The sequence below is a fragment of the Marinobacter lutaoensis genome, assembly GCF_001981305.1.
In the GTDB taxonomy this organism is placed as follows: Bacteria; Pseudomonadota; Gammaproteobacteria; order Pseudomonadales; family Oleiphilaceae; genus Marinobacter; species Marinobacter lutaoensis.
This window is the reverse complement of record NZ_MSCW01000005.1, coordinates 108116-134531: the sequence shown is the minus strand read 5'-3', so window position 1 is coordinate 134531 and position 26416 is coordinate 108116. Positions and strand designations below refer to the sequence as shown.

At 63.2% G+C, this 26416-nt stretch carries 25 protein-coding genes and 2 tRNA genes; 8 read left to right on the top strand and 19 right to left on the bottom strand.

Features of this window, described 5'->3' with window-relative positions; genetic code table 11:
* The first annotated feature begins 14 nt into the window (after nucleotides 1–14).
* Complete coding sequence (locus BTO32_RS06870; protein WP_076723888.1) at nucleotides 15–446, top strand: universal stress protein; 432 nt, start codon at nucleotides 15–17, stop codon at nucleotides 444–446.
* Nucleotides 447–473: 27 nt separating this feature from the next.
* Here the strand turns inward: BTO32_RS06870 and BTO32_RS06865 are convergent, their stop codons facing one another.
* The 5 genes from BTO32_RS06865 to BTO32_RS06845 form a co-directional block, all read right to left on the bottom strand.
* Nucleotides 474–1142, bottom strand: a complete 669-nt coding sequence (locus tag BTO32_RS06865) for a DUF6901 family protein (RefSeq protein WP_076723887.1) — start codon at nucleotides 1140–1142, stop codon at nucleotides 474–476.
* Nucleotides 1139–3067, bottom strand: coding sequence for an ATP-binding cassette domain-containing protein (locus tag BTO32_RS06860; RefSeq protein WP_076724151.1), 1929 nt, complete (start codon nucleotides 3065–3067; stop codon nucleotides 1139–1141). Before BTO32_RS06860 ends, BTO32_RS06865 begins: the two co-directional genes overlap by 4 nt.
* 2 nt (nucleotides 3068–3069) lie before the next feature.
* Nucleotides 3070–3870 carry an MOSC domain-containing protein gene (locus tag BTO32_RS06855; protein WP_076723886.1) on the bottom strand — a complete coding sequence of 267 codons (801 nt, stop codon included), beginning with the start codon at nucleotides 3868–3870 and terminating at the stop codon, nucleotides 3070–3072.
* Between the two features lie 95 nt (nucleotides 3871–3965).
* Nucleotides 3966–4041, bottom strand: a tRNA-Gly gene (locus tag BTO32_RS06850).
* 133 nt (nucleotides 4042–4174) lie between these two features.
* Complete coding sequence (locus tag BTO32_RS06845; RefSeq protein WP_076723885.1) at nucleotides 4175–4777, bottom strand: DUF924 family protein; 603 nt, start codon at nucleotides 4775–4777, stop codon at nucleotides 4175–4177.
* 92 nt (nucleotides 4778–4869) lie between these two features.
* On the opposite strand from BTO32_RS06845, the gene BTO32_RS06840 reads away from it, so the two are divergent.
* From BTO32_RS06840 to BTO32_RS06830, 3 genes are all read left to right on the top strand, one after another.
* On the top strand, nucleotides 4870–5241 hold the full coding sequence (locus BTO32_RS06840; RefSeq protein WP_076723884.1) for a sirohydrochlorin chelatase: 372 nt from the start codon (nucleotides 4870–4872) through the stop codon (nucleotides 5239–5241).
* A 43-nt stretch (nucleotides 5242–5284) separates the two neighbouring features.
* Nucleotides 5285–6211, top strand: a complete 927-nt coding sequence (locus BTO32_RS06835) for a TIGR01777 family oxidoreductase (protein WP_076723883.1) — start codon at nucleotides 5285–5287, stop codon at nucleotides 6209–6211.
* Nucleotides 6212–6300: 89 nt separating this feature from the next.
* Nucleotides 6301–6376, top strand: a tRNA-Glu gene (locus BTO32_RS06830).
* Between the two features lie 128 nt (nucleotides 6377–6504).
* On the opposite strand, the gene ccoM is transcribed toward BTO32_RS06830, so the two are convergent.
* Nucleotides 6505–6660, bottom strand: coding sequence for a cytochrome c oxidase subunit CcoM (gene ccoM / locus BTO32_RS17900; RefSeq protein WP_175618643.1), 156 nt, complete (start codon nucleotides 6658–6660; stop codon nucleotides 6505–6507).
* A 238-nt stretch (nucleotides 6661–6898) separates the two neighbouring features.
* Between ccoM and BTO32_RS06825 the strand changes: the two genes are divergently transcribed.
* The 3 genes from BTO32_RS06825 to pta are packed head-to-tail and all read left to right on the top strand — an operon-like array spanning nucleotide 6899 to nucleotide 12705.
* The gene (locus BTO32_RS06825; protein ID WP_076723882.1) at nucleotides 6899–9316 is read left to right on the top strand and encodes a bifunctional diguanylate cyclase/phosphodiesterase; all 2418 of its coding nucleotides are present in this window, start codon (nucleotides 6899–6901) and stop codon (nucleotides 9314–9316) included.
* On the top strand, nucleotides 9283–10533 hold the full coding sequence (locus tag BTO32_RS06820) for an acetate/propionate family kinase (protein ID WP_084206800.1): 1251 nt from the start codon (nucleotides 9283–9285) through the stop codon (nucleotides 10531–10533). Before BTO32_RS06825 ends, BTO32_RS06820 begins: the two co-directional genes overlap by 34 nt.
* Nucleotides 10534–10554: 21 nt before the next feature.
* The gene (pta, locus tag BTO32_RS06815; RefSeq protein WP_076723881.1) at nucleotides 10555–12705 is read left to right on the top strand and encodes a phosphate acetyltransferase; all 2151 of its coding nucleotides are present in this window, start codon (nucleotides 10555–10557) and stop codon (nucleotides 12703–12705) included.
* Between the two features lie 14 nt (nucleotides 12706–12719).
* Here the strand turns inward: pta and der are convergent, their stop codons facing one another.
* The 13 genes from der to trmJ form a co-directional block, all read right to left on the bottom strand.
* Entirely contained in the window at nucleotides 12720–14141 is a 1422-nt protein-coding gene (der, locus tag BTO32_RS06810; RefSeq protein WP_076723880.1) for a ribosome biogenesis GTPase Der, read from the bottom strand.
* Between the two features lie 9 nt (nucleotides 14142–14150).
* Complete coding sequence (bamB, locus tag BTO32_RS06805; protein ID WP_076723879.1) at nucleotides 14151–15320, bottom strand: outer membrane protein assembly factor BamB; 1170 nt, start codon at nucleotides 15318–15320, stop codon at nucleotides 14151–14153.
* Nucleotides 15320–15976: a YfgM family protein gene (locus BTO32_RS06800; RefSeq protein WP_076723878.1), complete on the bottom strand. Its 657-nt coding sequence runs from the start codon at nucleotides 15974–15976 to the stop codon at nucleotides 15320–15322. Before BTO32_RS06800 ends, bamB begins: the two co-directional genes overlap by 1 nt.
* 42 nt (nucleotides 15977–16018) lie before the next feature.
* Complete coding sequence (gene hisS / locus BTO32_RS06795; RefSeq protein ID WP_076723877.1) at nucleotides 16019–17299, bottom strand: histidine--tRNA ligase; 1281 nt, start codon at nucleotides 17297–17299, stop codon at nucleotides 16019–16021.
* 56 nt (nucleotides 17300–17355) lie between these two features.
* Nucleotides 17356–18474 carry a flavodoxin-dependent (E)-4-hydroxy-3-methylbut-2-enyl-diphosphate synthase gene (gene ispG / locus BTO32_RS06790; RefSeq protein ID WP_076723876.1) on the bottom strand — a complete coding sequence of 373 codons (1119 nt, stop codon included), beginning with the start codon at nucleotides 18472–18474 and terminating at the stop codon, nucleotides 17356–17358.
* A gap of 37 nt (nucleotides 18475–18511) precedes the next feature.
* Complete coding sequence (locus BTO32_RS06785) at nucleotides 18512–19480, bottom strand: RodZ domain-containing protein (protein WP_076723875.1); 969 nt, start codon at nucleotides 19478–19480, stop codon at nucleotides 18512–18514.
* Nucleotides 19470–20270, bottom strand: coding sequence for a type IV pilus biogenesis/stability protein PilW (gene pilW / locus BTO32_RS06780; RefSeq protein WP_076723874.1), 801 nt, complete (start codon nucleotides 20268–20270; stop codon nucleotides 19470–19472). Before pilW ends, BTO32_RS06785 begins: the two co-directional genes overlap by 11 nt.
* Before the next feature lie 40 nt (nucleotides 20271–20310).
* Nucleotides 20311–21423 (bottom strand): dual-specificity RNA methyltransferase RlmN, encoded by a 1113-nt coding sequence (rlmN, locus tag BTO32_RS06775; protein WP_076723873.1) that lies wholly within the window; start codon nucleotides 21421–21423, stop codon nucleotides 20311–20313.
* A gap of 60 nt (nucleotides 21424–21483) precedes the next feature.
* Nucleotides 21484–21912 carry a nucleoside-diphosphate kinase gene (gene ndk, locus BTO32_RS06770; RefSeq protein ID WP_076723872.1) on the bottom strand — a complete coding sequence of 143 codons (429 nt, stop codon included), beginning with the start codon at nucleotides 21910–21912 and terminating at the stop codon, nucleotides 21484–21486.
* Between the two features lie 69 nt (nucleotides 21913–21981).
* Nucleotides 21982–23130 (bottom strand): IscS subfamily cysteine desulfurase, encoded by a 1149-nt coding sequence (locus BTO32_RS06765; protein ID WP_076723871.1) that lies wholly within the window; start codon nucleotides 23128–23130, stop codon nucleotides 21982–21984.
* 23 nt (nucleotides 23131–23153) lie between these two features.
* Nucleotides 23154–23651, bottom strand: a complete 498-nt coding sequence (gene iscR, locus BTO32_RS06760) for a Fe-S cluster assembly transcriptional regulator IscR (protein ID WP_076723870.1) — start codon at nucleotides 23649–23651, stop codon at nucleotides 23154–23156.
* Nucleotides 23652–23728: 77 nt separating this feature from the next.
* Nucleotides 23729–24502 (bottom strand): serine O-acetyltransferase, encoded by a 774-nt coding sequence (gene cysE / locus BTO32_RS06755; protein ID WP_076723869.1) that lies wholly within the window; start codon nucleotides 24500–24502, stop codon nucleotides 23729–23731.
* Nucleotides 24495–25361, bottom strand: a complete 867-nt coding sequence (trmJ, locus tag BTO32_RS06750; protein WP_076723868.1) for a tRNA (cytosine(32)/uridine(32)-2'-O)-methyltransferase TrmJ — start codon at nucleotides 25359–25361, stop codon at nucleotides 24495–24497. Before trmJ ends, cysE begins: the two co-directional genes overlap by 8 nt.
* A gap of 192 nt (nucleotides 25362–25553) precedes the next feature.
* Between trmJ and BTO32_RS06745 the strand changes: the two genes are divergently transcribed.
* A complete protein-coding gene (locus BTO32_RS06745) occupies nucleotides 25554–26354 on the top strand; it encodes an inositol monophosphatase family protein (RefSeq protein WP_076724149.1) in 801 nt (266 codons plus the stop codon).
* The last annotated feature ends 62 nt before the right edge of the window (nucleotides 26355–26416 follow it).

The following is a 26416-nucleotide window of genomic DNA, read 5'->3' as shown; positions in this document are numbered from 1 at the left end:
GAAGGAGTAATGCGATGTCCGCCTACAAAAAGATGCTGGTCGCCATCGACCTGACGGAAGAAGCGCCTCAGGTCCTGGATAAGGCCAAAACCCTGAGGGATACCCACGGCGCCGAACTGCTGCTGGTGCACGTGGTGGAGCCCGTGGGTTACGCCTATGGGGGCGACATCCCCATGGACCTCACGGAACTTCAGGACCAGCTCGACAAGGCTGCCAAGGAGCAATTGGGCAAATATGGAGAGCAGTACGGCGTGGCCAAGGAGCATCAGATCGTGACCGTTGGGCGACCGGAATCCGAAATTCACCGCATCGCCCAGGAACAGGGCGTTGACCTGATCATTGTCGGAAGCCATGGCCGGAAGGGCTTCCAACTGCTGCTGGGCTCCACCGCCAACGGAGTTCTGCACGGCACCGAGTGTGACGTGCTGGCGGTCCGGATTCACTGATCCCGCACGGTTTGGGGGCCTGGCACCTCAGGCCCCCTCCCCTTTCATCCGCGCCTCCAGTTTCCGCAGCTGCGCTTCCAGAGAAAAACTCACACTCGACGCCATCGAGAAGAAATTGAGCAGGGCCTTGAGGTTGCTGTCGCCCTGGCACACGGCATGGATACGCTGCCACAGCGCCTGGTTCACCAGCTGCAACCGCTGATTTCTCGCCACCAAACCCTTCAGCTCCCAGTCCGGCTCCTGATGGTTCCGCTTGGCAAAATACTGCTCCAGCAAGTAGTGGGACACGGTACGCATGATGAACTCGTCGCTGCTGGCAAACGGCAGATGGTGCACCGCCATGGACTTGAGTTCCCCGAGCACCGGACAACCGCTGGTGGCCATTTTCAGTCCCAGCAGGGCACGGAGGGCCTCCTCCAGGGTCGTCTGTTTGCCGTATTGGCGCCGTTCGTCGGCAACCCGGACCCCTACCTTTTGATAGGCATCCTCGGCCCGGAACGCCTCCACCACCGGCAGGATTTCAACGGCGGCCGGGCAATAGGACGCCTGTTCGGTCGTCAGGGGACAGTTGCTGCATTGGCAGTGTTCCAACCGCGTCCAGGCCGGTAGCGAAGTCTCGGGAACGCGAGGCTGATCGGTTACCCGAAAACGAATCCGGCGACCATCCTCGAAGCGAAATTCGTACTGGACGTTCATTGCCCCGCCTGTTCTTCCAGCTCCATCCACCGCTCGATTGCCGCTTCCAGCTGCGCCTCCGTGTCGGCCAGCTGCTGCAGGGTCGATGCGACCTCCCCGGGCGCACCTGAGTAAAACCCGGAGCTGGAGATTGTATCCTGCAAGGCCGCCACTTGCCGTTCAAGGGTCTCAATTTTCGCCGGAAGCTGCTCCAGTTCCAGTTTCAGCTTGTAACTGAGCTTGGCGGATTTGGCCCGGGGCCTCTCCGGCTCCGCTTTTGGCCGGGGGGACTCCGACTTTGCGGCCGCGGCGGCACCGTCCTGCCGATCCGGCCGGCTGCCCGCCAGCTCCGAGGGGAAACGGCCCCCCTGGCGACGCCAGTCGGAATAGCCTCCGACATACTGGCGCACGTGGCCGGAGCCGTCCAGAAACAGGATGTCCGTGGCCACGTTGTCCAAAAACTCGCGATCGTGGCTGATGACGATCACCGTTCCCTGAAACGCCACCAACTGGTCTTCCAGCAGCTCCAGGGTTTCCACGTCCAGATCGTTGGTGGGTTCGTCCAGAACCAGGACATTGGCGGGCTTGCTGAACAGTTTGGCCAGCAGCAGGCGCGCCCGCTCTCCACCGGAAAACACCTTAACCGGGGACCGGGCACGCTCCGGGGTGAACAGAAATTCTTGCAGGTAACCCAACACATGCTTGCGCTGGCCGTTGATGTCGATGAATTCACGACCCTCGGACAGGTTGTCCAGGGCATTGCGCTCCAGATCCAGCTCCCCCCTGAGCTGGTCGAAGTACGCGACCTCCAGCCGAGTCCCCTGGCGCACCGTGCCGCGGGTTGCCTTGAGGTCGCCCAGCAACAGGCGCACCAGCGTGGTCTTGCCGGTGCCGTTCTCGCCCACCAGACCGATTTTGTCGCCGCGGAGAATGGTCAGCTCCAGATCCCGGATCACCTCCCGGCCATCCGGATAGGAAAAAGCGGCCTGATGGGCTTCCGCCACCAGCTTGCCGGAGCGCGCCGCTTCTTCCACCGAGAAACTGGCGGCCCCCTCCCGTAAGCGCCGTTGCCGGTGCTCTTCCCGCAGAGCCTTGAGCGCGCGGACGCGCCCCATGTTACGGGTGCGGCGGGCCTTGATGCCCTGGCGAATCCAGGCTTCTTCCTGCCTGAGCTTCTTGTCGAACAGTTCGTTCTGGCGCTCCTCGTCCGCCAGAAGTTTTTCCTTCAGTTCGAGATACTTGTCATAACCAGCTGAAAAACTTGTCAATTTACCCCGGTCGAGTTCGACGATGCGGGTCGCTGTTCGGCGGATAAACGCCCGATCGTGACTGACGAACAGGATCGCCCCCCGGAATTGGGACAGGGCGTCTTCCAGCCAGGCAATGGCCGGCACATCCAGGTGGTTGGTGGGTTCGTCGAGCAACAGGATGTCCGGCTCCGAAACCAGGGCCCGGGCCAGCAGCACCCGTCGCTGCCAGCCGCCGGACAGGGTATTCAGGCGCTGCTCAGGCTTGAGGCCGTACTGCCCAAGAATGGTGGTGACCTTCTGGTCGAGCCGCCAGCCGTCAAGCGCTTCGAGACGCTCCTGCACCGCCGTGAGACGCTCCAGGCTGCCGTGATCCACCTGTTGGGACAGGCGATGAAACTCGGCCAGCAACGCACCGGTTTCAGGGAAGGCGCTGGCCACCACGTCGTAGGCCGTGCGGTCATCGTCGGTGGGCAGGTTCTGGGGCAGTACCGACAGAACCGCGCCGGGTTCCAGGCTCACCAACCCACCGTCGGGAGTGACCTCACCGCTGACGATTTTGAGCAGGGTGGATTTACCCTCCCCGTTGCGCCCCAGCAAACACACCCGCTCACCGGGTTCAATGGCAAGCGACGCGTTCTCCAGCAACGGGTGCATGCCGTAGGCAAGGGAAATCGAGTCGAGGGTCAGCAAAGGCACGGTCAATCACTCTCCGAATGGGTCAAGACAACAGGATCGCCGACCCGGACGGTGCCGGGTCCGCTATGGATGGCGTTCATTCCGAAGATAACGCCACCTTCCATCTTTCGGTACTGGGTCAGGGTGCGCAACGGCTGAACATCCGGGCTCTTGGTTCCCGTGGCCGGGTCCACCGTCGTCATGACGCACCGGGAACAGTACTTGACCAGCTCGAACCGATGCCCCCCCACCCGCAGGGTTCGCCAAGTATCTTCCGTCCAGGCCGGTGCGCCGTCCACCACGATGTTGGGCCGGAACCGGGTCATGGTGACCGGCTGCTCAAGCCGGGAGTTCAGCTCGTCCAGGGAAGCCTGATTGGTGATCAGAAAAGGAAAACCGTCGGCAAACCCTACCCGGCGGGTCTCCGGCACATAGGCCGGATCGATCCGCCGAACACTGTCATCCGGCATGTACACAAAGCGGAATGACTGGCCGCAGAAGCGACTGATCGCCGCACTGGCCGCCACCGGGCCCGATACCGCCTCCACCTGATCCCGCCAGACCTGGACATGGATACGCTCCGCCTCAGGCTGTAGCAGAAATACCCCTTCCCCGGGAACATCAACCGACACCCGCACCCCCTCAATCCGGGGTTTGACCAGGGCCAATTGCGGGAACTTGCGCTGGGTGACGAAGCGCCCCTCGTCATCAACCAGCATCCAGCGCCGGTCTCCGGCCGGACCGAATTCGTCCATGGTGAAGGCGTCGACCTCAATGCCGGCGAGAGATTTAACGGGGTACAGATACAGGGAGTGGACTTTCACCTTGCGCCTCCGGTCCTTGGCAGGTTCAGAACGAGGCTTGGCAGTATAGCCGAAAATAAAAAAACCCGGCCTTGTCGGGCCGGGTTTTCGGAATCTGGAGCGGGAAACGAGACTCGAACTCGCGACCCCAACCTTGGCAAGGTTGTGCTCTACCAACTGAGCTATTCCCGCAGTGCTGTGGCGCGGGTCAGCGCCGTCAACGGAGGCGTATTCTACCCATCGAGCCGTGCTCGTCAACCGTTTTTTTAAATTTTTTCTGCACCGCCGGCAACCAGGCCAACGGCACCCGGACACCGCTCCGGCACTACTGGCCAAAGCTGCGGCCACCCTCCAGGTAAGCCCGTTCCTCCGGCGTGCTGGTGCGTCCCAGAGCCCGGTTACGATGGGGAAAACGGCCAAAGCGGCGCACGATGTCATGGTGTTCCCGGGCCGATGTCAGAAAGCCCGCCAGCGCTTCCCGCAGGTCCCCGGCGCTGGTGGCCACCAGCTGTTCGTAACACTCCACGGACAGCGCCTGGTCCTCCAGGCGTTCCGAGTGTTGCAGTGGCATGTACACGAACGCCCGCTGAATCAGAGGCAGAGCCACATCATGGCCCCGGCGCATGGCCTCCCGGCAACGTTTTCGTGCCAGCGCGTCCTGTTCGAACGCCAGCGCGCCACCGCGAAAGATATTGCGGGAGAACTGATCCAACAGAACGATTTCCGCCAACGCCCCTCCTGGCTGTTCCCGCCAGTGCCACAAACCGTCTTCCGAAGCGAACACCACCAAGGACAGGAAGCGACGCCGGATCTCCTGGTCAAACGCCCGGTCTGAGCGGAACCAGCGGCTCCGGCGTTCCCGGTCCGGCAAGCCGTCCGGGTCCAGCGGACCAAACCAGAAATCCAGAATCTCTTTCCAATCGAACATTGGGGTATACCCTGCTATCGTGAATGGCAGTCGACCAGCCCCATTGTGCAGGATTCCTGGAGGTTTCCAAGTTGCAGCAATCCGGAGATTCGATGACACGCCACCGCATCATTCTGTTGGCCCATGGCAGCAGCGACCCCCGCTGGTGCGAGACTTTCGAGGCCATGGCCGCCCCGACCCTCGATGCCCACCCCAATGCCCGCGTCGCCTACATGGAGCTGGCGCACCCCTCGCTGGCCGAAGCGGTTGAGCACGCCGTCGGGGACGGCATCGAGCAGATCACGGTCATTCCCCTGTTCCTGGCCGCGGGACGCCATCTTCGCAACGACATTCCCGCCATGATCCAGGCACTGGAACAACGCCACGGCATCCCCATCCGACTGGACCGGCCGGTGGGTGAACATCCGCGGCTTGGCACGGCGATACGGGATATCGTCACCGACACACTGGCAGAGGCTCCCTGACCAATCAGGAAACCGGCCACAAAGACCTGAGGAGGGCCCCGACATGGCACGCAACATCCTCGTAACCGGCGGCACCGGCTTCATCGGTCGGGAGCTGTGCGCCCACCTGCTGGCTCGGGGCGACCGGGTCGCCGTTTTCAGCCGCCAGGACTCGGACACCGTCAGGGCACTGTGCGGCAAGGTGGAGCCCGTCGCGGAGCTGGCGTCACTGCGGGGGCACGCAGGCTTTGACGCGGTGATCAACCTGGCCGGAGAAGGAATCGCGGAAAGACGCTGGAGCGAAGCCCGGAAGCGCCGGCTCCGGGACAGCCGGATCGGCCTCACGACGACGCTGGTGGACACGATCACGACTTGGCAACGCCTGCCCCAGGTTCTGGTGTCCGGGTCGGCCGTCGGCTATTACGGCGATCAGGGCGAGAACACCGTCACCGAGAACACCGCCCCCCGCGACGAATTCACCCACCGGCTCTGCCGGGATTGGGAACAGGCAGCACTGGCACTGGCGCCCCGGGGCGTACGGGTCTGCCTGTCGCGGACGGGGCTGGTCGTGGGCTCGGGAGGTGGCTTCCTGGCCCGGATGCTGCCCCCCTTCCGGCTGGGTCTGGGGGGCCGGCTTGGTTCCGGCCGGCAATACATGCCCTGGGTACACCGCTGGGATGTGGTGGCGGCCCTGATCTGGATGGTGGATCAGAGCCCGGCGTCCGGCCCCTACAATGTGGTCGCCCCGACACCGGTGACCAACCGTTCCTTCACCCGGACCCTGGGCCGGGTACTGCATCGTCCCGCCCTGTTCCCGGTGCCGACACCGGTTCTGAAGCTGGGGTTCGGGGAAATGGCGCGGTTGCTGCTGACCGGCCAGCGGGCGGTGCCCGAGCGGTTGCTGGCCGAGGGGTTCCAGTTTCGTTTCACCGAGTTGGCGGTCGCCCTGGAAGAGGCCCTTCACTCGATCCGGACGGGCCATCGGGCATAGGATTTTTTTTGCAAAAAAGCGTTGACACCACCGGGGGGCTTACTTAATATACGCGCCACCTCGACGAGGCAACCCGTTGAAAACGTTGCGTCCCCTTCGTCTAGTGGCCTAGGACTCCGCCCTTTCACGGCGGCAACAGGGGTTCGAACCCCCTAGGGGACGCCATTCTTTTCCTTCCCTGATTTCAAACACTCCCCAAACAGGCAAGCCGACCCGGCTCATCTGTTCCTGGCGAGGGCGTGTCCGGCATCCCTGCCCATACCCTGTCCGAATTCCCTGATGATCAGGTCGTGTCAGACCGGCCGCCCGCCGTGCTTTTCCTGGCGTTTGCTGACGTCCTCGGCGTGATGTTTCTGGTCGCGCATGACAAACACGGCAACCCCGACGAAAAAGCCCAGCATCAACAGCACCGTAACGATTCCGGCGATAACCACAGCGTCCATATACATGAGTGTGTCTCCTTCAGTACAGTGAAACCTTTTGGTATCAGGTTACGCTGGCCGTTCACCGGGGGTATTGATCTGGATCAACGCGCCTTTCTCGCAAAATAGCGACAAATACCTGTCCCTGGCTCACATTTCTATCGGTTTTCCCAGTATTTTCAGGGCATTCCAACGAGCCACCTGCTATATTCGGAGTGTTGTGGCAGCGCCCATGCCCCTATTGTCAGATAGCGCTACGAAGCCGATGCTCAGACTGTTGACGCGCCTTAAAGCATTTCGCCGGGGATCGCCCCTGTCGTTCCGGTTGCTGGCCTGGATCCTGCTATTCAGTTCGGTCTTCACCCTCATTGCCTCCGGCATTCAGATCTACTCCGACTACAGCAAGGATCTCGACCTGATCGACCGGCGCATGCAGGTGGTCGAGTCCGGTTATGCTTCCAGTCTTGCCCGAAGCCTGTGGGCACTGGACCAGAAGCTGCTGCAGACCCAAATGGAGGGCATCCTCAGCCTGCCGGACATCGTTCATCTCCGGTTGCGAATCGAACCCGACTCTGAACTGGTCATGGGCGAACTTCCCCGGGGTGTGGAAACCCGGTCCCACAGTTTCACCTTGGTGCATGAGGGCGAGGAGACCTTCACCCTCGGCGAGCTGACCATCACCGCCACCCTGGACCGGGTCTACCGCGAGATGAAGCAGAAAATCGGCCTGATACTCGCCACCCAGTTTCTGAAAACCTTCTTTGTGTCCATCCTGATCCTCTGGATCTTCCGTCATTTCGTCACCCGCCACCTGACCGCCATGGCGGAATACGCCAAGGACCTGTCCATCGACAACCTGTCCCGGCCGTTGATGCTCGATCGCCCCGACACTCCCACCAACCGTAACGACGAGCTGGGGCGGGTGACCGACGCCATCAACCAGATGCGGGAACGGCTCAACGCCGACCTGGCCCGTCAGGAGCGAGATGCGGCGGAAATACGCAAGTTTTCCAAAGCCATCGAACAGAGCCCGTCGTCGGTCCTGATCTGTGACCGGCAATGGCGCATTGAGTACGCCAACCAGAAGTTCAACCAGCTCACCGGGTTCGACCTCAAGTCCATCCAGGGCAAGCATCCGGCCACCCTGATCGAAAGCTCCGCGGAGAGCCGGGACAGCCGCAACTTCTGGCAGTCGATCCGCCTCCAGGTCCAGCGCGTGGGGGTGTGGCAGGGGGAAGTGAACAGCATCCGCAAGAATGGCGAACGGTTCTGGGAACAGCTGATCGTCACCCCGATCAAGGACAACGCCGGTGAAGCCACCGGCTACCTGATCCTCGGCGAGGACATCAGCATCCGAAAGCGTTACGAACAGCAGCTGTTGCGTCAAGCCAACTACGACATTCTCACCGGCCTGCCCAACCGGATGCTGGCTCTGGACCGGCTCAAGCTCGCCCTGGCCCAGGCCCGGCGGGAAGGCACCCTGGTCGGCGTCATGTTTCTGGACCTGGACAATTTCAAGCACATCAACGACACCCTGGGCCACGACGCCGGTGACAACCTGCTGGTCGAGGCCGCGCGCCGGATTTCCAGTTGCCTGCGCGGAACCAGCACCGTGGCGCGCCTTGGGGGCGACGAGTTCCTGGTGATCCTGCCGGGGCTGACCGGAGCGGACGCCTCGTCCCAAGTCGCCGAGCGGATCCTCAAGACCTTCAGTACACCCTTCCTACTCAATGGCCAGGAAGTGTTCGTGACCACCAGCATCGGCATCGCGATATTCCCGACCGACTCGGACAACAGCGGCACCCTTCTGCAGCACGCGGATGCCGCCATGTACCAGGCCAAGCACCGGGGCAAGAGTGCCTACTCCCATTTCGCCCCGGAAATGACGGAAGTGTCCCACGAGCGACTGCAGATGGAATCCCGAATGCGACGGGCCCTGGAGCTGCAGGAGTTCGAACTTTACTACCAGCCTATTGTCGAGACCGGTTCCGGCCGCCTGCACGGCGTCGAGGCCCTGTTACGCTGGAATAACCCCGCCATGGGCATGGTGATGCCGGACCGGTTCATTCCCTTGGCCGAGGAAACCGGACTGATCATTCCCATCGGCGAGTGGGTGCTGGAGGAGGCCTGCCGCGCGGCGATGGGCTGGCAGCAGGAAACCGGACGGGAAATCGTGATCTCGGTCAACGTCTCCCCCCGGCAGTTCCGCGATCCCGGTTTTACCGACGCCGTGACCCGGGCCCTGGAGCGCAGCGGCCTGGCTCCTCACCTGCTCGAACTGGAAATCACCGAAAGGCTGATCCTGGACAACTCCATCGAAACGGCGGAAATCCTCCGACAGCTGGACCGGCGGGGCATCAAGCTGTCCCTGGACGACTTCGGCACCGGTTATTCGGCCCTGGGTTACCTGAAAACTTACCCCTTTGATACGCTGAAGATCGACAGGTCCTTCACCCAGGACGTCATGAAAGAGCAGGAAAGCGCCTCCCTGGTTCGAGCCATCATCAACATGGCCCACAGCCTTGGGCTGAAAGTCATCGCCGAAGGGGTTGAGGAGGAAGCCCAGACCCACTTCCTCCAGCGCGAGGGCTGTGACTACTCGCAGGGCTATTTCTACAGCCGCCCCCAACCCGCACCGGAATTCGATCAATGGCTGAAAACCAACCGCCGCGTCAACCACTGACCGGCCCGGAACCCGCATCTGGCGACCGGCAGGGCACCCTCCTGGTGGTGAACTGCGGCAGCTCCACCCTCAAGCTCGCCCTGTTCGACCTTCGGCTGCACAAAATTGCCTCGGTCCTCGCCGAGAAACTTGAGCAGTTTCAGGCCACGGCCCATATTCAGGGCGACCCGGCCCCGGTCCCCCTGCCCAGCCACGCCAGCCACCGGCAAGCCCTCGAAGCCGTCATCCAGGCCCTGTTCGAGCGTGGGTGGCTGACACAGGCGCCGGTGGCGATCGGCCATCGCGTGGTGCACGGCGGCGAACGGTTCCGGCAGGCGGTACGAATCGATGACCGGACCCGGGAGGCGATCGCCGACTGCGCCAGCCTGGCACCACTGCATAACCCGGTCAACCTGGCCGGCATCGACTCCACCCGGAGCCTGTTTCCCGGCGTGCCCCAGATCGCGGTGTTCGACACCGCCTTCCATCAGACCCTACCGCCCCGGGCCTTCCTTTATGCCCTGCCCCAGCGTTTCTACCGGCAATGGGGGGTTCGCCGCTATGGCTTTCACGGCACCAGTCATGCCTTCATGCTGACCGAAACCGCCCGGCTGCTGGGTCAGCTGCCGGAACAGACGTCGCTGATTTCCGCCCACCTCGGCAACGGCTGCAGCATCGCAGCGATCGACCACGGCCACAGCGTGGATACCAGCATGGGGCTGACACCACTGGAGGGCTTGGTCATGGGGAGCCGCAGTGGCGACGTGGATCCCGGGCTTTTCGATTTCCTGAAAACCAAGGGGATCGGCCAGGATGAGCTGCACCGGATCCTCAACGAGCAGAGCGGACTGCTGGGGTTGTCCGGCCAGAGCAACGATATGCGTACCCTGTGCGAACTGGCGGATCAGGGACACGAAGCATCCGCGACCGCCATCGATGTGTTCTGCTTCCGCCTGGCCCGCTACATCGGCGCCATGATGGCTTCGTTGCGCCGACTGGACGCTCTGGTGTTCACCGGCGGTATCGGCGAGAACAGTGCCCGTATTCGCCGGCAGACTCTGGCCAGCCTCGGTCTTCTCGGGTTTGCCGTCGACCCGGAACGCAACAGCGCCCACGGCCGCCAGAGCCACGGCCACATCGAAAGCGGCGCGTCCCGGTTTCCCGTTCTGGTGATCGCCACCGATGAAGAACGGGTCATCGCCGGCGAATCCCTCCGCCTTGCCACCCCACACACCTGATCCAACCCCGGAATCCCAGTCATGGCCAAAAGTCTGTTCGTCGCTGCCACCGCCCTTAACTCAGGACTGACCTCGGTCTGCTTGGGGCTGGTCCAGGCCCTGGAGCGGGTCGGGGTTAAGGTGGGATTCTACAAGCCCTTCAGCCAGTCGGTGCACCGGGCGGAGTCGCTGCACAACGCCGGCCGGGATCTCTCGGTCACCTACATCCGTGACCACAGCCATCTGGAAACCCCCGATCCCATCCCCCTGAAGCGGGCGCAGCAGATGCTGAACCGGCAACAGGCCGACCTGCTGATGGAAACCGTGGTAGGACACTTCCAGCACATGGCCTCGCGCTATGACGTTGTCGTCATCGAGGGCCTGGTGCCGGACCAGGCCGAGGCCTATACCGCCCGACTGAATGTCGAGGTCGCCCGGAACCTGGGCGCGGAAGTGATCCTGGTGTGCGCGCCAGGTCCGCGTACCGCCCCGGAGCTTGACGAAGCCCTGGAATTCGCCACCCGCCTGTTCGCCGACCCCAAGGATCCAGACGTCATCGCCGTCATCCTGAACAAAATTGGCGAACCGGCCAAGGCCGGTCCAAGCCTGCGCCCCCGGCCGCAGCCCACTCCGATCCGGGATCCGGAAAAGGAGTGCCGCGTATTCCGGGACGGCCGGCTGCACCTGCTGGCCCAGATCCCCTGGCAGCCGGAGCTGCTTGCCCCCCGGGTGTCCGACGTGGTACGTGAGCTGGGTGTCGCGGTATTGAGTGAGGGCGACATGCACGCTCGGCGGGTCCAGGGCGTGTCCGTGTGCGCCCGAACCATCGGCAACATGACCGGCACCCTGAAAGCCGGCACCCTGATGGTCACCCCGGGAGACCGGGAGGACATCATCGTGACCACCGCCCTGGCGACACTGAACGGTGTTCCCCTGGCGGGCATTCTGCTCACCGGCGGCCTAGTGCCCGGTGAGGCGGTCATCGAGCTGTGCCGGCGGGCCCTGAGTACCGGCCTGCCGGTGCTCCGGGCCCAGACCAACACCTACGAAACCGCCCACGCCCTGGCGAATCTGTCCAGCGGAATCCCGGTGGACGACCCCCAGCGCATCGAGCGGGCCATGGAGGCCATCGCTCCACGCATCGACGCGGAATGGCTGCGTGAACACCTCAAGGTGGAACGCCAGCGCAAGCTGTCGCCGGCTGCGTTTCGCTATCAGCTGTCCGAGCGGGCCCGAGCCGCCAATAAGCGCATCGTGCTGCCCGAAGGCAATGAACCCCGCACCATCCAGGCCGCGACCATCTGCCATCAGCGAGGGCTCGCGCGCTGCGTGCTGCTCGGTCAGCACGACGAGATCCGGACCCTGGCCAGCAACCTGGGCCTGGAACTGCCCGAGGACCTGGAAATCATCGATCCGGCCTCGGTACGGCAGCGCTATGTGGAGCCGATGGTGGCCCTGCGTCGGCACAAGGGCCTGACCCCGCAGGTGGCCGAAGCCATGCTTGAGGACAACGTGGTGGTCGGCACCATGATGGTGGCGCTGGACGAAGCTGACGGCCTGGTCTCCGGTGCCGTTCACACCACGGCCAACACCGTCCGTCCGGCGCTTCAGCTGATCAAGACCCATGACGATGCCCGGATCGTGTCCTCGGTGTTCTTCATGCTGCTACCGGATCAGGTGGTGGTATACGGGGACTGCGCCATCAACCCCGACCCCGACGCGGAACAACTCGCCGACATCGCCATACAAAGCGCCAGCTCCGCCGAGGCATTTGGCATTGAGCCCATCGTGGCCATGATCAGCTACAGCACCGGCGAGTCCGGCACGGGTCAGGACGTGGATAAGGTGCGGGAAGCCACACGCATCGCTCAGGCCCGGCGCCCGGACCTGCCGATCGACGGCCCGCTCCAGTACGACGCCGCCGCCATCGAAAGCGTGGCACGCGCCAAGGCGCCGGACAGCAAGGTGGCCGGTCGCGCCACGGTGTTCATTTTCCCGGACCTGAACACGGGCAACACCACCTATAAGGCCGTCCAGCGCAGTGCCCGGGTAGTCAGTGTCGGCCCCATGCTACAGGGGTTGCGCAAGCCGGTGAACGACCTGTCCCGGGGCGCACTGGTGGAGGACATTGTCTTCACCATTGCCCTGACGGCGGTGCAGGCCAAACAGGTGGAAAGAAGAACGCCGGCCTGAGGCCGGCGGAAGGATCAGCGCTTGACGCTTTTCTGTCGGGCCTTGCGCTCGGGCCGCCCTTTTTTCAGGTTGCTGTCCTTTTTTACCCGCTGTCGCGGGGTCAACCGGTCGACCTTGCCGGCAAACGGGTTTTCACTGGACTTGAACTCAAAGCGAATGGGCGAGCCGGTCACGTTCAGGACCTTGCGGAAGGTGTTCTCGAGGTAGCGCTTGTAGGCACCGGGCAGTGACTCGGTCTGGTTACCGTGCACCACGATCACCGGCGGATTAGAGCCCCCCTGATGGGCGTAGCGCAGCTTAATGCGCCGGCCATGCACCATCGGCGGCTGATGCTGGGACACCGCATCCTGCAGGATCGCGGTGAGGCGGTTGGTTGGCCACTTGGCCATGGCCGAGGCGTAGCAGGCTTCCACGGACTCGTAGAGCAGGCCGACGCCGGAGCCGTGCAACGCGGAGATGTAGTGCTTGTCCGCGTAATCGATGAAATCCAGGCGTCGCTGCACCTGTTCCTTGACCCGAGCCCGGTCCTCCGGCGCCATACCGTCCCACTTGTTGACGGCAATCACCAGGGAGCGCCCCGCATCCAGCACGAAGCCGATCAGGTGCAGGTCCTGGTCCACCAGTCCTTCCCTCGCGTCGATCACCAGGATCACCACATGAGCATCCTGGATCGCCTGCAGGGTCTTGATGATGGAGAACTTCTCCACCACCTCCCGCACGTTCTTGCGGCGCCGGACACCTGCAGTGTCAATCAGGGTGTACTCCTGGCCCTGGCGCTCATAGGGAATGTAAATACTGTCACGGGTGGTACCGGGCATGTCGTAGACTACCACCCGCTCCTCGCCCAGCAGGCGGTTGACCAGCGTGGACTTGCCGACGTTGGGGCGACCCACCACGCCAATGCGGATACCGGGATAGCGCTCGGCTCGGTCCTCTTCCTCGGGGGTTTCCGGTTGCGGCAGCAACGTCTCCAACAGGGAGCGCACGCCCCGGTTGTGAGCGGCGGCAATCAGGAACGTTGACTCGAACCCCAGTTTGAAAAAGTCCGCCGCCGCCACGTTCGGGTCCTGGCCGTCGGTCTTGTTGACCACCAGATGGGCCTGCTTGCCACTGCGGCGGAGGTGCTCGGCAATCATTTCATCGGCCGCCGTCAGGCCGGCCCGACCGTCCACCAGGAACAGGACGATGTCGGCCTCCTCCACCGCCTGCATGGACTGACGGGCCATCTCGGCGTCCAGCCCCACTTCATCACCGGTCAGCCCGCCGGTGTCGATCACAATGAAACGCTGCCCCTGGTAATTGCCCTCGCCATACTTGCGGTCGCGGGTCAGCCCCGGAAAGTCGGCAACAAGGGCATCCCGGGATCGGGTCATCTGGTTGAACAGGGTCGACTTGCCCACGTTGGGGCGGCCGACCAAGGCAATCACTGGAGTCATAGGAATGGTTTACTCTACGGGCCTGAGTTGGAAAACGGCCAGGCGGCCGCCGTTGCCAAAAACGAGCAGGTTACCATTGGCCAACCGCTGTGCCGGTACGCGAATTCCCTCATCGTCGAACTCGAGCTTGCCCTGAAGGCTGCCATCGGCACGTGACACTGCGTACAGGTAACCTTCAAAATCCCCCAGCACCAGATAGTCGCCCAACGGCACCGGCTGGGTCGGCTGGCGCCAGGCAAGCTGGTCCTGCACCCAAAGTTCACGACGGTCGCTGCCACGCAGGGCCACCAGATCGCCATTGGCCGACGCCAGGTAGATGGCGTTGTCCGCCACGGACGGCGCATACAGGCTGGAGGCCTTCTTGCTCCAGATTTCCTGTCCGGTACGGATGTCCACCAAGGCCAGCTTGCCCTGGTAGCCGACCGCCAGCAGGGCGGAATCCAGTACCAGCGGCTGGCCGCCGATGTCCACCAGCCGCTCCAGTTCGGTCCGCCCTTGCGGCTGTCCCAGTTCGTACTGCCACACCGGCTGTCCGGAATCCGCGGCCAGGGCAATCAGCTTGCCACTGGCGAAGGCGGCGATCACGATGTCCGAGCCCACCAGGGGCGCAGCCGCCGCACGGATGGACAGTACCGGCACCACGCCGTCGTATTGCCACAGTGCGTGCCCGTCCCCGGAGTCGAACGCCAGGACCCGGCCATCGATGGTCTGCGTGACCACCATGCTGCCGTTGGATTGTGGCGCGGACAGCACTTCCGTCGGCAGCGATGCGCGCCAGAGCTCATGACCATCCGACCGAGCCAGTGCCACCAGCTCGGCTTCCCGGGTGATCAGATAGAGCCGATCCTGGTCGCCTCCGACACCGGCAAACAGACGGTCGTCGAGTTCGCGCTCCCAGATCAGGCTGCCGTTGTCCGTGGACACGGCCACCAGCTCGCCATCGGCGGACGCTGCGTAGATCACATCGCCGGCGTTGAGCGGCGACAGGTACAGCAGTTCGCCGTCATGGCCATCCCCTACCGACATGCCCCAGACCTGCTTGAATGCAACGCTGGCCTCCACCTCCGGCACCGGTGCCGGCTGTTCAAAGGTGTCGGTGGTGCTACACCCGGCCAGCCCCAGCAGGGCCAGCAGGGTGATGATGGACGCCGAACGGATACCTCCAGCCAGCCCCGGCATCAGGCATCCTCCCCGACGCCCAGATCGGACAGTTTCAGTTCGAGGATGCCACTGCGTCCCTGCTGGCTCTGCTTGCGAGCGGCCAGGTAGGCGGCACGGGCACCGTCCCGGTCACCCTTGGCCAGCAGAATGTCACCTTTCAGTTCAGAGAACATGGCGTCGAAGGCGCCCGCCGCCTGGGCGCCCGCGAGGGTGTCCAGTGCCTCATCCAGCTGACCGTCGGCAAACTGAGCCTGAGCCAGGCGGTGCCGGACCACCAGGCTCAGGGCCGGATAGTCTTTGGCCTTGTCCATGGCCCATTGCAGGGATTCGATCGCAGCCGCCGCGTCCCCGGCCTCCATCAGCTGCTGCCGGGCCAGCAGCAGGTTACCGTATATGGCATAGGCACTGTCGCCGAAGTCATCGCGCAGGGTCTTGGCGACATAGGCCACGGTGTCCTGGGAGGTCTCGTCCGACGGATCACTGAAGGCATTGATCAGGTTGGCGAACTGATTCGCCGCCTGGGTACGCTGCTCAGCCTGATGGGTCTGCCACGCCTGCCAGCCGAAGACAATGGCCAGTGCGGCGCCAATGCCGATAAGCAGGGAGCTGCCGTTCTTCTTCCACCAGTTTTTGATGGCCTGGATCTGTTCTTCTTCGGTGCGCAGTTCCGCCATGGGGACTCCTGTTAGCGATATGGTCTCTTGTCGTTCTGAAAATCAGTGTTCAAATGCGGCGGCCAAGGCCTGGGCCAGCGCCGTCCGGGGCAGTTCGCGCTGGGGTTCCTCGGAACGCAGCGGCTTCAGGCCGACGGTCCCGTTGGCCAGTTCGTTTTCCCCGAGGATGACGGCGTAACGGGCCCCGCTTCTGTCGGCTTTCTTCATCTGGCTCTTGAAGCTGCCGCCGCCACAATGGGTCACCACGACCCGGCCGGGCAGCTGATCACGGAGCGACTCTGCCAGCGCCAGGGCCGGGGCAACGGTGGCGTCACCCATCGCGGTGACGTAGACATCGGCATCGCCGTTGACAGAATCGGGGATCAGGTCCAGCGTCTCCAGCAGCAGGATCAAGCGCTCGACGCCCATGGCAAAGCCAACCGCACAGGTGGGTTTGCCGCCCAGCTGCTCGACCAGGCCGTCATAACGGCCACCGGCACACACGGTTCCCTGGGCGCCGAGGCTGTCGGTGATCCATTCGAAAACGGTCTTGCCGTAATAGTCCAGGCCACGAACCAGTGCCGGGTTCACGGTGTAGGAGACTCCGGCGGCATCCAGCAGTTCCCGCAGTCGGTCGAAGTGGGCACGGGAGTCATCGTCCAGATAGTCATCCAGTCGCGGTGCGTTTTCCAGAATGCTGCGGGTGCCAGGGTCCTTGCTGTCCAGAATCCTCAGGGGGTTGGTGGTCAGGCGACGCTGGCTGTCGGGGTCCAGCTCCGACGCATAACCGGACAGGTAGTCCACCAACGCATCCCGGTACACCTTCCGCGACTGGGCGCTGCCGATGGAGTTGATCTCAAGACGGGTGTGGCCGCTCAGGCCAAGCGTCTTCCAGAGCCGGGCGGTGAGCATCAGCAACTCCGCGTCAATGTCCGGGCCGGCCATGCCAAAACACTCCACCCCGATCTGGTGGAACTGCCGGTAGCGGCCTTTCTGCGGACGCTCATGACGGAACATCGGCCCGCTGTACCAGAGCCGGCGGGTCTGGTTGAACAACAGCCCGTGCTCCTCCGCCGCCCGTACGCAGCCGGCGGTTCCTTCCGGGCGCAGCGTCAGGCTGTCGCCGTTGCGGTCGTCAAAGGTGTACATCTCCTTTTCGACGATATCCGTTACCTCGCCGATGGAGCGCTTGAACAAATCCGTCTGCTCCACGATGGGCATGCGGATTTCCTGGTATCCGTACTGACGAAGCAGGTTTCGCACCGTGGCTTCGAGGTACTGCCATGTCGGAGTCTGTTCCGGCAGGATGTCATTCATCCCGCGAATTGCCTGAATCTTAGCCAAGTGAATCCCTTAGACGTTTACGGTGTTCAATGTTCAAGTCGCCCGGAGCGGCCGCTTCAGTCCGCCGACCGGGCGATGATGGCCTCTTCCTGTTCCTTCCTGCGCGCGATTTCTTCCCGGATCAGCCGCTCCAGGTCGTCGGTCAGAGTCGCATTGTCCAGTTTCTGATGGGGCTTGCCGCCCAGATAGAACAGGTTCTTTGGGGTGCCGCCGGTGAGCCCGATATCCGCTTCCTTCGCCTCACCGGGGCCGTTGACGATACAGCCAATGATGGCCACATCCAGGGACGTGTTGACGTCCTCCAACCGGGCCTCGAGGTCGTTCATGGTCTGAATCACGTCGAAGTTCTGGCGCGAGCAGCTCGGACAGGCGATGAAGTTGATGCCTCGGCTGCGCAGCCTGAGGCTCTTGAGGATGTCGTACCCCACCTTGATCTCCTGCACGGGATCGGCGGCCAGAGACACCCGGATGGTGTCGCCGATGCCGTCCATCAACAGCATGCCCAGGCCAATGGCGGACTTGACGGTACCGGAACGGAAGCCGCCGGCTTCGGTGATCCCCAGATGCAACGGTTGCTCGATCTGGTCTGCAATCTTGCGGTAGGCCGCCACCGTCATGAACACTTCGGACGCCTTCAGGCTGACCTTGAAATCCTGGAAGTCGTGCCGGTCCAGAATGTCGATGTGGCGCATGGCGGACTCCACCAGGGCGTCCGCCGTCGGCTCACCGTACTTGCGTTGCAGGTCCTTTTCCAGAGACCCGGCATTAACGCCGATGCGAATCGGGATATTGCGTTCGCGGGCAGCCTGGATCACCGCACTCACCCGTTCCTCCCGGCCGATATTGCCGGGATTGATGCGCAAGCAGTCCACGCCCAGCTCGGCCACCCGCAGGGCGATCTTGTAGTCGTAGTGGATATCGGCCACCAGCGGCAGCGTCACCTGCCGGCGGATCTGGCCGAACGCCTCGGCGGCATCCATGGTCGGAACCGATACCCGGACAATGTCCGCGCCCGCGTCCTGTAGGGCCCGGATCTGGGCCACGGTCGCCTCGACGTCGCAGGTATTGGTATTGGTCATGCTTTGCACCGCGATCGGGGCATCACCGCCCACAGGGACATCCCCGACATGGATCTGACGGGACTTGCGACGTTTGATCGGAGATTCGTGTTTCATGACAGACAGACCAAATTGGGAAATGTGACCCGGGCCTTCAAGGGCTGAGGGTGAATTCGGCGCGGTTGTTGGTCACCGGGAACTGACCCAGATCCACCGGAGCGTCCTGGAATTGGATGGTGCTCACCGCATCCACCGCACCAATCACCACATGCAGCGGCGCGGGACCGGATACCTCCAGGCGATCCCCCCGACGTTGCAGCGCGGCGACCAAGCGACGGCCCTCGCCATCGGATACCTGAACCCAGCAATCCCCCTGAAAGCTCATCTCCAGCCGGGGCGTCAAATCCGCGATGTTGTCGCTGGCATCATCCGCCGCGACCGCCGGCTGCGCGGACGCCTCATCGACCGGCGTTTCAGCCGTTTCCCCGGCGACCGGAGAGCCCTCCTGGGCCGGGAGCTCCGACAGGGGTTCGGAGACGACAACGGGCTCCTCCGGCTCGACCGGTGCCGGTGCATCCCTATCGGCGTCGGCCTCTGCCCCGTTCATGTCCGGCTCCGGCTCGGCGACATCCGGCATCCCGGACTCGGACGGTTGTGCCTCGCCCGTTTCTTCACGGGGCACCGGTACCTCACCCGGGGACGGTGACTCCACCAGGAAACGGAAAGCCAGCAAGCCGCCCACCAGGACCAGCATGGCCAGGAACAGGGCCTTGGCGATTCGTCGCTTGCGCCGGCGACGGCGTTCGATATCCACCAGGGGATTGGACTCCTGCTGTTTCTCCCGCTCCCGGCGCAGCGGTTCCAGCTCCCGGTCGAGGTCGGCGATCAGGCGGTCCGGATCCAGTCCTACTTGGCGGGCGTAGGCCCGGACATAGCCCTTGAGGAAGAGTTCGCCATCAAACTGGCGATGGTCGCTGTTTTCAATCGCCTGAATGACGGAGGGGCGGAGGTGTTGGGACTCGGCAACCTCGGCCACGCTGAGCCCCTTCCGCTCCCTCGCCCGTCGCAACTGCTGACCGACGGACTCCCCGACCTCAGTCTGTGGTTGTTCCTCACTGGTCATTGGAAATCAGCACCTTGTATTGTTGGTACTCCGCGGAGCCCGGATACTCGTTCTTCAGCAACAGCGCCAAGCTGGCTTCCTGATCCCTGTCGTTGAAGTGACGCGCAATCTGGATGCCGGTCAACAGACTCTCCGCGGAATGCGTCATTCTGGGGTTGCGTTGAATAATCGTGGTCAGCCGGCTGTAATAGCGGGATGCCGCCTCAAACTGTCCCTGCGCCACCAGGACCCGGGACAGCGCCAGCAAGGCCCGGGCCTCCCCCCGGGACAACTCCACCGACCGGCGGTAGGCCGCAGCAGCCTGATCCAGGGCGCCCAGTCGCTCCTGGGTCATGCCGAGATTGAAAAACACCGAGCCCCGGTCGTCGTATTCGGTATCCTCGGAAGCCGCCTGGAACTGGTCCCGAGCCTCCGCCATCCGGCCCTGGGCAAACAGAAACGCGCCATAGTAGACCCGCCCCCGGGTGTAATCGGCATCCTCACTGAGCGCCCGTCGGAAACTTTTTTCGGCGAGCTCGGACTCGCCCTGGGCATTGTAGATCAGGCCCAGGGCGGCATGCGCGGCCGGGTCGTCCGGGTCCAGCTTGAGGGCACGATCCAGATGGTGACGGGCCCGTTCCAAATTCCCCTGTCCGATATAGGCGGTGGCAAGCTTGACGTAGTTTTCAACCGCCTTCTCGCGATCCGCTTCCCGGGCAAACGGGCTGTCCGTGGTGGTGACGCATCCGGCCACGGCCAGGGTCAACAACAGCAACAGGGCTCCGCGAAGGTTTACCGATCTGCTTGTCACGACTGCGCCATCCTCTTTGCCTGCTTGGAGTTCCGTGGGTTCAGGGATTCACATGCTGCACCGCAATGTAGCGCTGACTCCGCCGGGTGCGGTCCTCGACCCGGCCCACCAGCTGCCCGCATGCGGCGTCGATGTCATCACCGCGGGTGGTGCGGATGGTGGTGATGTAACCGGCTTCCTGAAGAATCGACTGGAACCGGCGCGTGGCGTTCATGCTGGGCCGCTTGAAGTCGCTCTCGGGGAACGGGTTGAAGGGAATCAGGTTGACCTTGCACGGCAGACCCCGCAGTAGGGTCACCAGCTCACGGGCATGCTCCAGGCGGTCGTTGACCCCTTCGATCAGGGTGTATTCGATGGTCACCTTGCGCTTGTCGGCGAGGCGGTCCAAGTAGCGCCGGGTCGCCGCCAACAACTCCGCGATCGGGTACTTGCGGTTCAGCGGCACCAGCTGGTTACGGAGTTCGTCGTTCGGGGCATGCAGGGAAATCGCCAGGGACACATCGGTCACTTCCCCCAGACGGTCGAGGGCCGGCACCACACCGGACGTGCTCAGGGTGACACGGCGCTTGGAGAGCCCGTACGCCAAGTCCTCCATCATCAGGTTCATGGCGTCGACCACGTTCTCGAAATTCAGCAGGGGTTCCCCCATGCCCATCATGACGACGTTGGTGATCGGGCGTTCCAGGTTTGGATCGAATGGCATGAAGGCCTTGCGCGCCACCCAAAGCTGGCCGATGATCTCGGCCGCCGTCAGATTGCGGTTGAACCCCCGCTTACCCGTGGAGCAGAAGGTGCAGTCCAGGCTGCAGCCGATCTGGGAAGACACGCACAGGGTCCCCCGCTCGCCGTCGGGAATCAGCACGGTCTCGACGCTGTTGCCGTTATCCATGCGCATGACCCATTTGCGGGTACCATCCCGGGAGGTTTCGTCATACACCACCTCGGGACCGCGAATCTCGGCCACCTGCTTGAGTTTCTCCCGCAGGGCCTTGCTCACATTGGTCATTTGGTCGAAGTCATCCACCCCGCGCTGGTGAATCCACTGAAGCACCTGCTGGGCGCGGAAGCGCTTCTCACCCAGGGACTCGAAGAAGGCTTCGAGCTTGGCCTTCGGCATCCCGAGCAGATTGACTTTCTCAGCTACCGCTGTCATGACATAACCTCGATCAGATAACCAATGCGGGGCAATCGACGATTGCCCCGGCCAACGACATCAGCCGCGTGGGCAGATTTCGTCGTCATTGAAGAAGTAGGCAACCTCGCGCTCGGCGGAGGCGGCGGAATCGGAGCCGTGCACCGCGTTCGCGTCAATGGAAGAGGCGAAGTCGGCACGGATGGTGCCCGGAGCGGCTTCCTTCGGGTTGGTGGCACCCATCAGTTCCCGGTTCTTGAGGATGGCACCCTCGCCTTCCAGAACCTGAACCATCACCGGACCGGAAGTCATGAACGCCACCAGATCGTTAAAGAACGGACGCTCTTTGTGCTCCGCATAAAAGCCTTCGGCCTGCTCCTGGGACAGGTGCAGCATCTTGGCCGCCACGATTTTCAGGCCAGCCTTCTCGAACCGGCTGTAGATCTCGCCGATCACGTTCTTGGCGACCGCGTCGGGCTTGATGATAGAGAGCGTACGCTCAATTGCCATAGTCATTCTCCACTCGGGTTCAGGTTGAAAAATCAGGCCTGCGATTATACGCAGTCCGGCGGCAACTGCCTACCGCACGGAGCGAAGGCGGCTAACCACATCAACGATTTGGGCACTGGCATACGCCACCTCCTCCTCGGTCGTGAACCGCCCCATGGAAAACCTCAGGGCCCGGTGTGCCTGCTCGTCGCTCAGGCCGATGCCCCGCAGCACGTAGGATGGCTCGACGGTGGCGGAAGCACAGGCGGAGCCGGAGGAAACCGCCAGGTTCCGCAGCCCCAGCATCAGCGACTCGGCATCCACGCCCTCGAAGGACAGGTTGATCAGCCCCGGCACACGATGCTCGTCACTGCCGTTGAAGGTCACGCCAGACAGGCCCGACAAGCCATCCAGGAACAGCCGGCGCAGGGACTCGAGGCGGGCCATCTCCTCTTCCAGGGCATCCCGCGCCAGTTCAAACGCCTTGCCCATGCCAACAATCTGATGTGTCGGCAGGGTGCCGGAACGCATGCCCCGCTCATGTCCGCCCCCGTGCATCTGCGCCTCGATGCGCACCTCCGGGGAACGGCGCACATACAGTGCCCCGATGCCCTTGGGCCCATACACCTTGTGACCGGACAGGGACAGCAGGTCCACCGGCATCCGACTGACATCCACCGGCGTCTTGCCCGCGGCCTGCGCCGCATCCACATGAAACAGCACGCCCCGCTGGCGCAACTCGCGGCCGATCGCCGCGATGTCGGTGATGCAGCCCAGCTCGTTGTTGACCATCATCAGGCTGACCAGAACGGTGTGTTCCCGCAGCGCCGCCAGCACCCGCTCGACCGGAATCCGGCCATCGGCGTCCGGGGCCAGCCAAGTCACCTCAACGCCCTGCCCCTCCAGCCACTTGCAGGTGTCCACCACCGCCTTGTGTTCGATCCTGGAAGTCACCACATGAACCCCGGTGCGGCCAGCCACCGCCCCCTTGATGGCCAGGTTATCGGACTCGGTCGCACCGGAGGTCCAGACGATTTCCCTGGGGTCGGCATGAATCAGTTCGGCCACCTGCCGGCGGGCGGTTTCCACCGCCGCCTCCGCTTGCCAGCCATAGGCGTGCGTCCGCGACGCCGGATTGCCGAACACGCCATCCAGGGTCAGGTAACCGGCCATTTCCTCAGCAACACGAGGATCCACGGGCGTCGTCGCCGCGTAATCCAGATAGACGGGCTTTTTCATAATTGAGTCAGAAGCTTTGTTTGTCAGGCCGGCGTCTGATCGGTCAAACGCTCGGTATTGATGGTTTCCGACGCCGCCCCGGGCTGGCGACGGTTCTGGCGGTCCGCGACCTGACGGATCTCCCGCTTGCGCATCAGGTCGCCAAGACTGATTTCGCTCAGGAACTGATGGATCCGCTCACTCAGGTCTGACCACAGGTGGTGGGTCAGGCATTTCTCGCCATTCTGGCAATCGCCCTTGTTGCCACAGCGGGTGGTATCCAGGGATTCGCTGACGGCGTCAACCACCTCGGCGATGTAGACGTCGTCCGCGTCCCGGCTCAGGCGGTAACCTCCGCCCGGCCCCCGCACACTGACCACCAGATTGTGGCGGCGCAGGCGAGAGAACAGCTGTTCCAGATAGGACAGGGAAATTTCCTGCCGGGCTGAGATGTCCGCGAGACTCACCGGACCCTGATCCCCGTGAAGGGCAAGGTCCAACATCGCCGTAACAGCATAGCGGCCTTTGGTGGTCAGTTTCATGGCATCAGCCCCGCGATGGGATTGAATCTCGATTGACTCGTGGGAGTATGAATTGACCCACTAAACCAGTCAAGTATTCACCGCCCGTCACCGGCGTCGTCCCGAACGCAGTCGAAGTCCTCGTCCTGCAGCGGCGGCAACTCGCCGTTCTGGTATTCGCTGTTCACCTTCCGGATCGCCTTGCACATGTTCTCGATCCGCTCGTCCACCGCATGCATGTGATCCAGCAGCGCCCGCATCGCCCGGGCCACCGGGTCAGGCATTTCCTCGGTCACACCGTAGGCATCGAAGCCCATGCGTTCTTCCATCTCCTTGCGACGCACCTCGTCCTCGGACCGGCGCTTGACGATCACCCGCCCCGGAATGCCCACCACCGTCGCGCCGGGCGGTACCGCCTTAGTCACCACGGAGTTGGACCCGATCTTGGCACCGTCACCCACCTCGAACGGCCCCAGGATCTTAGCGCCGGCCCCCACCACCACGCCGTTGCCGATGGTGGGGTGACGCTTGCCCTTGTTCCAGCTGGTACCGCCCAGGGTCACACCCTGATACAGGGTGACGTCATCCCCGATCACGGTGGTCTCGCCAATCACCACGCCCATGCCATGATCGATGAAGAAACGCCGGCCAATTTTCGCACCGGGGTGAATCTCGATACCGGTCAGCCAGCGGGCAAACGTAGACACGGTACGAGCCAGCCACTTCAGCCCCAGGTTCCAAAGCCAGTGCGCCAGGCGATGAAACAAAAGCGCGTGCAGGCCAGGGTAGTTGGTGAGCACCTCGAAGGTGTTCCGGGCCGCCGGGTCCCGGTGAAACACGCTGTTGATGTCTTCCTTCAGTCGTTCAAACATGCCCTTTTTCCTGTCCCGCCTCCGATACCTGGGCATCGGAGGGCCGAGGTTGATCGGATGCCTTACCCGCCGCCTTCTGGGCCGCACTCAGAATCCCGCGCAGGATATTGACTTCCATCTGGTCCAGTCTGGCCCGTTGGTACAGCCGCCGCAAGCGGGTCATTAGCTGCCCGGGATTGTCGCGACGATGGAATTCGATGTCCACCAGCGCCTGTTCCAAATGCTCAAAAAAGCCTTCCACCTCACGCACCGTGGCGGGTGCCACGTCCCAGCCGGCCTCACCCGGCCCGGTTACCGAGCCAAGGTATGGGCTGCCCTGCCCTTGTTCAAGGTTGCGCAGGTACAGCATGCGCAGTTCGTAGCACAGAACCTGAACCGCCATAGCCAGATTCAGAGAGCTGTATTCCGGGTTGGAGGGAATATGGATGTGGTGATGGCAACGCTGCAGCTCGTCGTTGCTCAGGCCGTTGCTCTCACGGCCAAATACCAGGGCCACCTGGCCATCCGCTGCGACCCGGGAAGCTGTCGCCGCCGCTTCCGGCGGCGCCATGACCGGCCAAGGTACCTTACGACCTCGGGCGCTGGTCCCCATAACCAGCACGCAGTCGTCGATCGCCTCGTCCAGGGTGGTCACCACCCGGGCCCGGTCCAGGACATCGGAAGCCCCGGAAGAGCGGGCATAGGACGCTTCATCGGGGAAGGAGCGCGGATTCACCAGCCAGAGATTCCCCAGCCCCATGTTTTTCATGGCCCGGGCGACGGCGCCGATGTTGCCGGAGTGGGAGGTTTCCACCAGTACGATGCGAATCCGGTCGTTGTAGGTATCCGTGCCTTCCAGGGGCAGCGCGGGTTTGTGCATGTCGAAAAGCCTGTATCGGTCAGCAGGAGGGTCCCAAGCGCGGCATGATAGCAGAAGCGGCGCCCGGCCACCTCTCCGAAATACCCGCAACCTGTTGGTATCCGTGCTTTTCCGGAGGCAAAAAACAGACAAGGGAAAGGAACTTTTGCTATGATACCCGCCTTTTCCAACCTCCGGACAACGAACACTCAGATGCAACCAGCAATCAAGATGGCCCTGCGCGTCGTACGCCAGGGATCCGATTACCTGAAAGCCCATTTCGAGCGCCAGTCCACTTACGGCAAGGACGAAGGCGAGCGCCGCCGCCAGCTGGAGCGGATGGAGCAGTCCATCTATGACAACTTCAAGGAGCAACTCGAAAAGGCCTACAAGGACCACCACATTGCTCCACTGAATGAGTCAGACGCCGGTGAGCACGAAAAAAGCTGGCACATCTTCCCGCTGCTCGGCCGGGACAACTTCCTTCGGGGCCTGCCGGAGTTCGCGCTGGCACTGGCTCAGAAGAAACAGAACCGCACCGAAAACCTGCTGATCGTACAGCCCATTACCGGCGAGGAGTACTCCGCCTCCCGGGGCCACGGCGCCGCCCTCAACAGTCGCCGCGTGCGGACCTCGGAAATTCGCCAGATCAGCCAGTCTGCCATCGCCACCAATCTGCTGGATCAGGCCAGACATAGCGAGCATGCGCCGCTGTGGGGAGAAATGGCCGCCATGCTGGCCCATGACGCGGCCCTGGTTCGTTCCTCCGGCTGCGTGCTGCTGGACATCGCCCGGGTGGCCGCAGGGAACCTGGATGCCGCCGTCGTGTTCCGGCCCGAACCGGTGGACCTGGCCCTGGGCGTGCCCCTGGCCATGGAGTCCGGCGCCCTGACCGGCGACTTCTCCGGAAATCCGTCCACCGACACTGCCCGACACCTGGTCACCGCCAACCCCAAGCTGTTCCGTGAAGTGCTGAAGACCCTTCACCCGTTCCGGGCGCGCCTGCCCCGCTGACCCCGCCCGAACGGACAACGGACACAAAAAAACCGCCAACTCCCGGGAGTGGCGGTTTTTTT